This window comes from Tannerella forsythia, assembly GCF_001006485.1.
GTDB lineage: Bacteria > Bacteroidota > Bacteroidia > Bacteroidales > Tannerellaceae > Tannerella > Tannerella forsythia.
In genome coordinates, this window is sequence record NZ_JUET01000049.1 from 1 (window position 1) to 382 (window position 382).

Sequence of the window (382 nt, forward strand, 5' to 3'; positions counted from 1 at the left end):
AGCCCATTTGGTTTTCGGGCACCTTTTTCTGCTACTTGAATACATCCTGTATTACTCCATGTATTGCCAAAATCTCTCTCTGTATCTAATTACAGGCAACTGAAAAGAAAGATATTTTTGCACCTCATAATCCGTTATTAAACGCGGAAGAGAGACGTGAATTGTTGATGATGAGAAGAAGAAATGATGAGCAGAGTGTCCATATAAAATCCTTTTCTCGCCCGAAAATCCATTCCAATGATGAGGATCTTCAGGAATACGGCATAAATCCCAATGCCTTTTTCAAAATAAATTAGGATTAAAATAATTAAATCAGTAAATTCCGATGCATGATTTCGGATTTTTCGAAAGTCCTGATGAAAGGCTGCGCTACGGCACTCAC

The 382-nt window shown here is 37.7% G+C and carries 1 protein-coding gene; it reads right to left on the minus strand.

The window, feature by feature from the left end; translation table 11 throughout:
• Nucleotides 1-137 precede the first annotated feature (137 nt).
• The coding region (locus Tanf_RS16640) for a hypothetical protein (protein ID WP_046824787.1) at nt 138-382 on the minus strand (245 nt) is incomplete at its 5' end.